Annotated in this window: 11 protein-coding genes and 1 pseudogene; 7 read left to right on the forward strand and 5 right to left on the reverse strand. The window is 47.0% G+C overall.

Going from position 1 to position 10,220, the window contains the following annotated elements:
* Positions 1 to 81 precede the first annotated feature (81 nt).
* A complete protein-coding gene (locus ACJ2PR_RS16900) occupies positions 82 to 1,074 on the reverse strand; it encodes a hypothetical protein (protein ID WP_446877860.1) in 993 nt (330 codons plus the stop codon).
* A 117-nt stretch (positions 1,075 to 1,191) separates the two neighbouring features.
* Between ACJ2PR_RS16900 and ACJ2PR_RS16905 the strand changes: the two genes are divergently transcribed.
* A complete protein-coding gene (locus ACJ2PR_RS16905; RefSeq protein WP_446858148.1) occupies positions 1,192 to 1,761 on the forward strand; it encodes a YIP1 family protein in 570 nt (189 codons plus the stop codon).
* 33 nt (positions 1,762 to 1,794) lie between these two features.
* Positions 1,795 to 2,524: pseudogene (locus tag ACJ2PR_RS16910) on the forward strand (transposase).
* 6 nt (positions 2,525 to 2,530) lie between these two features.
* On the opposite strand, the gene ACJ2PR_RS16915 reads toward ACJ2PR_RS16910, so the two are convergent.
* The 4 genes from ACJ2PR_RS16915 to ACJ2PR_RS16930 form a co-directional block, all read right to left on the reverse strand.
* Positions 2,531 to 3,181: a response regulator gene (locus ACJ2PR_RS16915; RefSeq protein WP_446877861.1), complete on the reverse strand. Its 651-nt coding sequence runs from the start codon at positions 3,179 to 3,181 to the stop codon at positions 2,531 to 2,533.
* On the reverse strand, positions 3,178 to 3,924 hold the full coding sequence (locus ACJ2PR_RS16920) for a class I SAM-dependent methyltransferase (RefSeq protein ID WP_446877862.1): 747 nt from the start codon (positions 3,922 to 3,924) through the stop codon (positions 3,178 to 3,180). The genes ACJ2PR_RS16915 and ACJ2PR_RS16920 overlap by 4 nt, the downstream gene beginning before the upstream one ends.
* Before the next feature lie 91 nt (positions 3,925 to 4,015).
* Positions 4,016 to 5,320, reverse strand: coding sequence for a sensor histidine kinase (locus tag ACJ2PR_RS16925; RefSeq protein ID WP_446877863.1), 1,305 nt, complete (start codon positions 5,318 to 5,320; stop codon positions 4,016 to 4,018).
* A gap of 27 nt (positions 5,321 to 5,347) precedes the next feature.
* A complete protein-coding gene (locus ACJ2PR_RS16930) occupies positions 5,348 to 5,896 on the reverse strand; it encodes a hypothetical protein (protein WP_446877864.1) in 549 nt (182 codons plus the stop codon).
* 237 nt (positions 5,897 to 6,133) lie between these two features.
* Here ACJ2PR_RS16930 and ACJ2PR_RS16935 point away from each other — a divergent pair, with 237 nt between their 5' ends.
* From ACJ2PR_RS16935 to ACJ2PR_RS16955, 5 genes are all read left to right on the forward strand, one after another.
* Positions 6,134 to 7,303, forward strand: a complete 1,170-nt coding sequence (locus tag ACJ2PR_RS16935) for an ABC exporter membrane fusion protein (protein WP_446877865.1) — start codon at positions 6,134 to 6,136, stop codon at positions 7,301 to 7,303.
* A 12-nt stretch (positions 7,304 to 7,315) separates the two neighbouring features.
* Positions 7,316 to 8,482 carry an ABC transporter permease DevC gene (devC, locus tag ACJ2PR_RS16940; RefSeq protein ID WP_446877866.1) on the forward strand — a complete coding sequence of 389 codons (1,167 nt, stop codon included), beginning with the start codon at positions 7,316 to 7,318 and terminating at the stop codon, positions 8,480 to 8,482.
* A gap of 20 nt (positions 8,483 to 8,502) precedes the next feature.
* The gene (locus ACJ2PR_RS16945) at positions 8,503 to 9,174 is read left to right on the forward strand and encodes a GAP family protein (RefSeq protein ID WP_446877867.1); all 672 of its coding nucleotides are present in this window, start codon (positions 8,503 to 8,505) and stop codon (positions 9,172 to 9,174) included.
* Between the two features lie 65 nt (positions 9,175 to 9,239).
* Entirely contained in the window at positions 9,240 to 9,902 is a 663-nt protein-coding gene (locus tag ACJ2PR_RS16950) for an SRPBCC family protein (protein ID WP_446877868.1), read from the forward strand.
* A 6-nt stretch (positions 9,903 to 9,908) separates the two neighbouring features.
* Positions 9,909 to 10,199 (forward strand): sigma-70 factor domain-containing protein, encoded by a 291-nt coding sequence (locus ACJ2PR_RS16955; RefSeq protein WP_446877869.1) that lies wholly within the window; start codon positions 9,909 to 9,911, stop codon positions 10,197 to 10,199.
* Positions 10,200 to 10,220 lie beyond the last annotated feature (21 nt).

Here is a 10,220-nt window from a genome sequence, read left to right on the forward strand (position 1 = left end):
AATATAAACTTCCGCGCAAAATGCTTGACGACACTGGAGTCACAATCATGGTGGACAATTTTGTTTCCCAAAAAATTGAGCCTACTTGTTGTTAGACCAGATGGGCAACTGATTGACTTTTTGTAGCGTCAGATCGACGTAGGTCGTCCGATCGTGGGCGATCGCTTGCCCAAAATAGCCCTGAGCGCCATCGTGCGTATGATTGCCGCTGTTCAAACTGGTAAAGCGTCCCTGTTGACGAGCTTGATTAAACGGAGACTGGATCGCCCACGGCCAGCGAGACGCAAACACCACACGAGGGATGTCATCCACCCAATCGCGATCGCCCTGTAAGTGATACACCCGCTGCGCCGACTCAAACCCCGCCTCACCATCAAACGCACCCCCCGCCGAAACCACCGCTAACTCAGGCTTAATCCACTCGTTTAAATAAGGCACCGCCCCCAGCGCCACCTGCACCCCGCCACTCGTCCCAATCAAAACCACCCGAATCGGCTGACCAGACTGCGAAATCGGGTGAACGGCATTCATACGATCGACGATCGCCGCCGCAATTCCCTGGTTATAAACGGGAGCATAGCGATCGTCCGCAGAAATCGCAAAGCGCCACAAATTCCGAATCTTGATCAAAACATCAGCATTCTTAAACCAGCCTTCTCCTTTTTGGGCAGCTTGCCAGAAGGGAGCCAAAAACCTTTGCCCGGCCAGATCTTGATTTGCCGCAGAATAAGGAAACACATCGCGCACCGTCACACAATTAGGATGAGCCTTTTGCAAGCGATCGAGAAAATATTCCTCCCCCGCACTCAACTCATTGGCCGACGAATCTCCCACCCCCGGTAGATAGACGATGTAGCAGTTAACAATCTTCTGAGTTGCACGAGCAACCGTGGCAGGCAGCTTTTTGGTTTCACGCCTCAAGCCCAGACCTTCGACTCCTTGATTGAGCCACCAGACTAGCGTTCCGATCGGAGCCACCGTCCCCCAAATCAACAGCAACCCGCCTGCTAAGAAAAACAGCTTCAACGTTTCACCTCGGAGGCGCGATAAAATTCGTTCGATCAGCGACAGCATTTAATCTCAATAAGGTATGGTTATTTTGGAATTGGCGCAGCAGCTTCGACATCTGTTGCATCAGACCATAGCTCGATCGACCTGTCATCTATCGCCAGTTGTAGGACTGTAACCCCTGTGAGCCGTCAGCCCGCTAGAGAAGGAGTTTGGACAACCTTAATCAAAGCGCTCTCACTGAACGCTGATTTTTATGAGAACGCTCACAACACGCCAAAAACTCATCGTTTAGCATTGACGATTGTATTACTCGCTGCGTTCTCTCACGTATTGGGGACGATGGTCATTTTAATCATCAACCGAGCGACTTTTCCTATATTACCAATTGCGCTTTTTTTAAGTGGTTTGAGTGTTGTAGCAGGCTATTATTTTTGGACATTTACCATTCTCAAAGTTGGTCAGTGGTTGAAACCGATCGACCCCACGTATGGCGATTTACTTGGCCCGATCGGGTTTGCTTATGCGCCTCAAGTGCTCAACTTTTTGACGCTGGTTCCGTTGTTGGGGCGACCGATCGAGTTTATTTTGGCCGTCTGGAGTTTGCTGGCGGTCATTGTGGCCGTGCGACAGGGGTTGGATATTAGAACTCGTCAGGCAGCCTTGATCAGTCTGGTGGGGTTTCCCTTAATCCAGGTGGCGATCGGTTTTGTGCAAGTTTTTACTCAAGAACTGGTCGAGTGGATGGCTTAGAGAGTGTTAGGCACTTTTCGCTGAACTGAAAGTATAACTAGAAAACCCTACCCAACAGACGTGAGCGACGAAGAATGGGCGTTTGTCGCTCCTTATTTAACCTTACTTATTTAACCTTAATGATAGAAGATGCGCCACAACGCGACCATAGCCTACAGGAAGTATTCAATGGGGTGCGCGCTCTTGCCCAACCCCCTACTGAGGGAAACCCTCCTCCAGGGCTGGGCGCTGGATTGTTCGCACGGGTGGGGCTGGGCGACTGATGCCGCATGACCTACCGCCGTGGCACACCGTCTACCAACAAACGCAACGGTGGCTCAAAGCTGGGGTCTTTGAAGCGATGGTGCAGGATTTGCGCGAGGTTCTGCAAATCTTAGCAGGGGAAACGCGCAACCGAGTGCGGTGATTCTGGATAGTCGCACCTTGCAATCAAGTTAGTGTCTTTAATTTTTCGCCATCGGTCGAAGAATAATTGGGAGGTTTTTGAAACGCTTATCTGGTAGAGGCTCTGAAATGTTGTTTTTTATTCTCTGAGACGTGGCGAAAAATTCGTGACACTAACAAACTGCCGGAGGCTAAGAAGGGCTTTGTGCTATTGCCCCAGCGCTGGGTAATAGAGCGCAGTTTTGGCTGGATGTTCCGGTTTCGGCGCTTGGCACGAGATTACGAACGGCTTACGGACACCTTAATCGGGTCTCACCTGATTGCATTTGTGATGTTGATGGTCAGACAGTTCGTGGGTATCGGATTCAAAAGTGCATAACAACCTCTAGAACGATCGCTGCTCTAAATTCCCGTGCGCCCAGAGTGCAGCTTGAGTGCGATCGCGCAAATTCAATCGATTTAGGATATGCGTGACATGGTTTCGTACCGTTCGCTCTGAGATATATAACTTCTGTGCAATTTCTCGGTTACTTGCACCAGACGCAATCAAGCGTAAGACATCATACTCTCTAGGAGAGAGGTCTGTATCTTCGTTCGAGCGACCTGAAGTGGGTGCGCTCAGTGTTTTTTCAAATAACCCAGGCCCCAGATGAGTGTAGCCCTGAAATACTGATCGAATGGCAACTGCCAATTCTTCTGCGGGGGTATCTTTCATCAGATAGCCGCTGGCTCCAAATCGCATGGCTTGAGACACATACTCGGCATCATCAAAGGTGGTCAAAATCAAAACTCGCGTTTCTGGAAAGTGATCGCGCAGGTGTTGAGTTGCAGCAACTCCATCCATGATTGGCATTCTCACGTCCATCAGTACAACATCCGGCTGTTGTAGAGTGCTATGTAGTGAGGCGATCAGGTCGATCGCTTGCTGACCATCTTCTGCATCGCCCACAATCTCCAAGTCAAGCTCTAGCTCCAATAGGCTCTTTAGCCCCTGACGAATAATCACCTGATCATCGACTAATACCAAGCGAATCATTGTTTTGCCTCACTCATCCCAGAAACCTCGGTGGTACATTGCATATACCAAATGGATGCACTAAACAAGAATTCCTCCTCAACACTGCTAAACATCGGTTTGATGGCTTCCACTAGCCAGGTTTTGGTTTCTTCAATCGTTTCCCTTCCACCTTCGACGATCGCAATCACATTACTTTGGGTAACCAGGTAATCTACTAATCGTTCAAGCGAGAATCTGATCGCATTCTCATACTGTTCTTCTTTGATAAAATGGAAGCCATAAGGATTTATATTTTCTGGCGCAAAGGTAGTCATACCTCTAGGTGGAGTCGGATACTTCACAAGATATTCTGTCTTAAACCATCTGTAGAACTCAAGACTACTAACCATTTGCCCTAAAAAATCGTTGCTGTAAGCAATCAGCCAGCCGTTTGCATGAAGAACTCTGTTAGCTTCTACAAAAAACCTGTTTCTATCGAGCCAGTGGAACACTTGAGATAGCGTAATCAGATCAAATTTGTTTTCCTCAAATGGAAGTTCTTCTGCTGAAGCGACAAAATATTGAAGGTTGTTTTCTCTCGGAGCTAAGGCAATCATCTCTGCTGAGATATCGATGCCAGTGATGTTTTGAGCAATTTCTTGTAGAGCGATCGTAGAAAGACCTGTACCACAACCGACATCCAGGACAGAAGGGAAAGGTTCCACAATTCCTTCGGAAGCTTGCACAGTCGCAAGAAACGCTTTGATATACCTAACAATCATTGGGTGAAAGTAGGGTCGTCCCTTTGCGTAACGCTCTGCTGCCGAGTTTGAACTAAAGTAATTCATAGTCATGGATGCGAAGCAACAAAACTCAGAATTTCACCAATGGCAGTTTTACCGTAACACAGCATCCCGCTCCCGGTTGGCTGATGATTTGAAACGTTCCATCGAGTGCGATCGCTCGTTCTCGCATTCCCTGCAATCCAAATCCACTTATATTCTGTTCAATATTAAACCCTCGTCCGTCATCTCGAATCGTAAAATATAGCCACTCCTGATCAGTGTTTAATTGAAGTGCAACTTCAGCAGCTTGGCTATGTTTGATAATGTTTGTGAAGCATTCTTGAGCAATCCGATACACTGCGATTTCAACATCGATCGGGATAGATTCAGGTAGATTGATCTGGCATTTAAGAATTAGAGCGTGAGCTTGATGAAACTCTTTGACTAGATCATGAATGAGGGTGGCTAGTGATCGCCGCTCAATCGGCACAACTCGCAACGCTGACACTGATTGCCGAACTTCGTGGAGAGCCGTTTTGCCTAGTTGCTTGGCACTGTGAATTGAGTTGAGCGATTTCTCAGGATTAAGTTGAAAAAATCGAATCGCATTCTGTAGCTGAATATCCTGCGCTGTGAGGGCATGACCAAGGGAATCATGAATCTCTCTGGCAATTCGGTTTCGCTCTTGTAGCATGGCTTGATCTTCAATCCGCAGGGCGTATTTTTGAAGTTGAGTATGCGCGATCGCAAGTTCTTGACGGCTCCGATTTTCGGCAATTAGCGATCGCACCAGCAGCAATAGGAGAAACGTACTCAATCCCATGATGCAAAAGTAATTGATTGTCCAGATCCAAGGGACTAGCTGAGATCGCTCTGGATCAATCTGCTGGGGATTGAAAAACCAGTTTCGCAAAGTTTGAACATCGGGCTGAAGTAGCAGAATCGACAAGAAGCAGGATAGAAAGACAATTGCCGTGACGATTAGATAGCCAAGTGATGGAAACATCAAACAACTACGAATGATCACCACTAAGTAGAGCGTCATAAAAGGGCTGCGACCTCCCTCTAATGCAATGGTGAGCCAGATCAATCCTAGCGCGATCGCAATATATAGCACTTTTCCAGCGAGTTGTCCTGTAGGTAAGCGCATACCCATCAACGCTAGGATTGCAATACACAGTAGCACCAGCATTGGCGAAAATGACATCCACTGATAAGTCTGTGTGGGAGCTTGCGCGAAGGTTTCGAGAAAGGGAATGCGGCTCCAGGGAAGTTCGGCAACAATGCTCATTCCCAAGAACAGGCACTCGACTCGTCGCAATAGCCGAAACGGATGATCCGCGAACTGAAAAAAGGATGTGGACAGTTGAGAATCGGTCTGGATTCTAGCCATGATTGTTAGGAGTCAGCAACTCACACTCTAATTATTCTGCTGATTTTGCTGCGGGACTCTGAACGTTACAGAACTTGGCAAATCGCTTCGGGTATATTCGACGGTGAACCTTCCGTTGAATAGATTTGTTCCAGGCGGTAAATCCACAAAGTCGCGTCCTACAATGATGCAGCTGCCTGTTCTAGTAGGTAAAATGCTTGCAGGCATTGTTTCTTGACACCCATCAGGCTGAAACACAATGCGAGTGGTTGGGTGATCATACCAAGTATTGTTGATGCTGAGAGGAATCACTGATCTCAATGCTCTAGAAATACCGCTGGGCGACGTAATCGAATGAGATAGCCTAACTCGGTTTCCGTTGACTTCGACTCTCACCCACTCCGCGACTCCGGCGAGTTCGTTTAATTTAACCTTAATGACTTGAGCGTTTCCGGCAGCTTGTTCTTGTGCTTGGCTCGATAGTTCAACTGTTCCAAATAGTAAAACAGTGAAGGTTGCGATCGTGACCACTTTACAGTTTGTTTGATACCTCAATCTATTTCGTTTGATTGGGCTAGCAGTTGGCTTTGTAGCCATAAGCGCTTCCTCCACTGGATATCCTTGGTTGTTGCCTACAGGACTTAGCGTAATCAAATTGGTCTTTGAAGCATAGAGACAATTGTCATGATCGCAATTGGGAGATTTGTCCTACTGCTTTGAGTTATTTAGACCATTCAAACTTTGGGAGTATTGCTTCATGTGTGCAAGCAGCGCCTCGCCTATGATGGTCAGCAGTCGAGTTTTGCATTCCTTGCACATCAACTAAGAAGCCTTATGAGTTTCGCTCTGTTATCTAAACCTCCTAATCGACGGACATTAATCATGTTGGCGATCGCAACCGCCATCACAGGCGGAATTGCTTACCACGGGATTTCGCAATTTGTTGTAAAGCCAGCCGAAACGCCTCCAACTATTCCAACGATCGAATCTGTCGTCGCGCTGGGCACGCTGGAGCCTGAAACCGAAGTTGTAAAAATCTCGGTTCCTGCCACGCTGAACAACGATCGTGTCTCTCAACTTCTAATCCAGCGAGGCGATCGGGTCAAAGCCAATCAAGTAATCGCGATTTTAGACAGCTATGATCGTTTACAAGGAGCGCTTTTGGAAGCTGAACAGCAAGTCACCGTTGCTCAAGCAGAACTTACTCAAGTAAAAGCAGGTGCGAGATCTGGCGAAATCAATGCTCAGCAAGCAGAGATTGTTCGTCTACAAGCTGAATTAGCGGGTGAATCTCAGCAACAACAAGCCACTTTAGCGAGTCTGGAGGCAGAAGTTAACAATGCCCGCGCTGAATACGATCGCAATCGATCGCTCTACCAACAAGGCGCAATTTCTGCCTCTCAGTTTGACCAAAAGCGATTAGCACTTCAAAAAGCACAGGCACAGTTTAATGAAGGCAAAGCGAATCAAAACCGAACAACGAATACGTTACAGGCACAAATCAAATCAGCTAGAGCCAACCTAAATCGCATTGCGGAAGTGCGTCCAGAAGATGTGCAGACGGCTCAGGCAAAAGTGAATCAAGCGATCGCAACGGTCAAACGGGCCGAAGCAGATTTGCGACAAGCCGAAGTACGATCGCCCCAAGCCGGACAGATTCTCGAAATCTATGCCAAACCTGGCGAAGTCGTCGGCACAAACGGCATTGCAGATCTGGGGCAAACTCGTCAGATGCGTGTGGTTGCCGAAGTGTACCAGAGCGACATCAAAAAGATTCGTGTTGGGCAACAGGCAGTGATTACAGGAGAGCCGTTTTCTGGTGAACTGCGGGGCACTGTCGAGGAAATTGGACTGCAAGTGAGCCGACAAGAAATTACTAGTAACCAACCGGGAGAAAATCTAGATCAGCGAGTCGTGAAAGTCAGAATTCGATTGAATGCAGAAGAGAGCGATCGCGTTTCTGGACTGACAAATTTACAAGTACAGGTTGCCATTCGACCCTAACCAAGATTAATTATGTTTCGTAATCTACTCCGCAAAACGCCACTCGCTTGGTTTCAGCTAAAACGCGAAAAAGCTCGTCTGGCAGTGGCTCTCGCTGGAATCGCCTTTGCAGATATTCTGATGTTTTTTCAACTGGGAATTCTGGATGCTTTATTTGGTTCTGTTGTGAAACCTTATGCCTCTCTTCAAGGGGATCTATTTTTGATCAATCCGTTATTTGAAAGTCTGAATGTAGTGAGAAGCTTCCCCAGAAAGCAGCTATATCAGGCGGCAGGAGTTGAAGGAGTTGAATCAATGAATTATCTCTACTTGGGTCGAGGCGAGTGGCGAAATGCTCAAACTCGGAAAAATCAGCCCACAACGGTATTTGCTGTCAATCCATTCAATCCAGCGATCACATTGCCAGAAGTTCAAGCCCATCAGAATAATCTGAAGCTACTAAATCGAATTCTCTACGATCGCGCAGGCGCGGAACAATACTTTGGCAATGTTGTTGAGCAGCTTCAGCAATCAAGAACTGTTCCGATTCAACTTAATAACTTTCAGGTTAAAGTCGTTGGAACCTTCGTGATGGGAGCTTCTTTCTCCTCAAACGGAAATGTGATTACCAGTCATTCCACCTTTCTGAGGCTCTTTCCAGACCGCAAAGCGGATGAAATCGATATTGGAGCGATCACGCTCAAACCAGGCACGAATATTGAGCAGGTTCAAACCGTACTGCGATCGCAGCTAAAAGGCGTTCTCATTCTCAATCGCCAAGAGTTCATCGACCACGAAAAGAAATACTGGGAGACGAGCAGCCCGATCGGGTTCCTGTTTGGGTTTGGTGCAATCGTTGGATTTGTGGTTGGCACGATTATCGTTTACCAAATTCTCTATTCGGACGTATCAGACCATCTACCAGAATATGCCACCCTGAAAGCAATGGGATATAGTGACGGCTACTTGGTTGGCGTACTGATTCAGGAAGCGCTGATCATGGCTATTTTAGGATTTGTTCCAGGATTCGTGATTTCGATCGGGCTTTATTCTATTGCCGCCGCTGCCACCTTTCTACCGATCGGGATGACCGCAAGTCGCGCTGTGCTGGTGTTGACGTTGACGATTGTGATGTGCACTGCATCTGGAGGGATCGCCATGCGAAAACTCCAATCGGCTGATCCGGCTGATATTTTCTAGCTCTTATTGGGTGTTCCCAGATGTCATCTTTGCTTGCTTATTTGGTCGCGATCGCAGCACTAGACAGCCTTAATCCTACAACGACCACCGTCCAAATCTATTTACTCAGTACGCCTAAGCCTGTTGCTCGTTCAGTTTCATTTATTGCGGGAGTATTCGTTACCTACTGGACAGCAGGATTAGCAGTAGTTCTCGGAGCCAGCCAATTAAACATCAGTTTCCCGAAGCTGCCAACGACCTTGATGTATATGCTTCAACTGATCCTTGGGGTCGTTCTGTTGATGGTGGGCTGGAATCTAAACAAGTTTGAGGCTAATTCCCAAGAAACAAAACGCCCGTTTCGATTGACGATCGCTCAAACCTTTCTCTTTGGCAGTGCTGCCACGCTTTGGGATTTTCCAACTGCACTCCCTTACTTAGCCGCAATCGAGCGAATTGTACGATCGCGCCCTGATCTGCTTACCACGATGAGTATCCTAGCAATTTACAACCTAATCTTTGTTCTGCCGCTGATCGTACTATTGGGACTTTATATCTGTCTAGGCGGACACAGCATCAATTTGATGCGTAGAATTAACCGATCAATTCAGAAGTGGGGACACAGAATATTACGAGCTTTGCTAATTGGATTAGGCATTCTCTTGATTGCAGACTGTATTGCTTTTTCTCTAGGTCATCCAATCTTTCGGTAGCTGACCAAAAAGCGAGAATATAAAAATTCTACTGAACCCAAACAGTCTACTTGGAGCCTTGTTTTATGGCGCATTGTGTTCAGATTCATAGGCTATCGGATGGCGTTGGCATAATGCTCATACTGCTTGTGACGGCCCTGCCTGCATCCGCTCAGTTGTTTAGTAGCGCTATCGATCGCCTGCCTTTAGAGCAACGAGTTGCTTTAAAGAAAGGGCAGCCCATAGTAGTTGGCAAACAGGGAAGATTTACTGCCAGAATTCTGATTCGGGCATCTCCAGAAGTCGCTTGGGCAGTTCTTACAGACTACAGAAACTTACCCAATTTCATGCCAAACGTGATTTCTAGCAAAGTTCTTGTGGCAGAGGGCGATCGCAAGGTAATTGAGCAAATCGAGGCACGACAAGTCTTTTTTATGACGTTGCGATCGCGCACTCGGTCTGCTATTGCCGAAACTAAAAATCAGCGCATTGATTTCAAACAGATTGAGGGCGACTTTCAACAGATACAGGGCTACTGGCTGATTGAATCTGTTGCACCGTGTTTAGCAGCAAAGCCAGATCAAGTTTTGATTACTCAGGTTGTTGAGGCACAGCCTAGATCTGGCACCCCAAAAGGCATCTTCTACAACGTTTTTCAACAGTCACTAACCGAGTCGTTCAATGCTATTCGCGTCGAGGTTTTGCGCCGATTTTCAAAGGCAAATCGAAGTTCTACTAAAATTCAGTAACGCATCATGGACTTTCTCAAAATTTATCTCAATCAAATTGGGCGCATTCCACCATTAAGTCAAGACGAAGAAATCTATTACGGAAGACAAGTTAAACAGTTGCAGTATGTTACTCAAGTCCGAGATAGTTTGACTCAGCAACTTGGCAATTCAGTTTCATGTTCAGCTTGGTGCGAAGCCGTCAACCTGTCGGAAGAAAGTTTGTTGAAAACGCTAATAAGCGGAGAAACTGCAAAATGTCACATGACAGAGGCAAACTTACGCTTAGTGCCTATCCGAAAACTTGAATTGCCCTGACGACAATACAAGCACAGGATA

Source organism: Phormidesmis sp. 146-33, assembly GCF_052939515.1.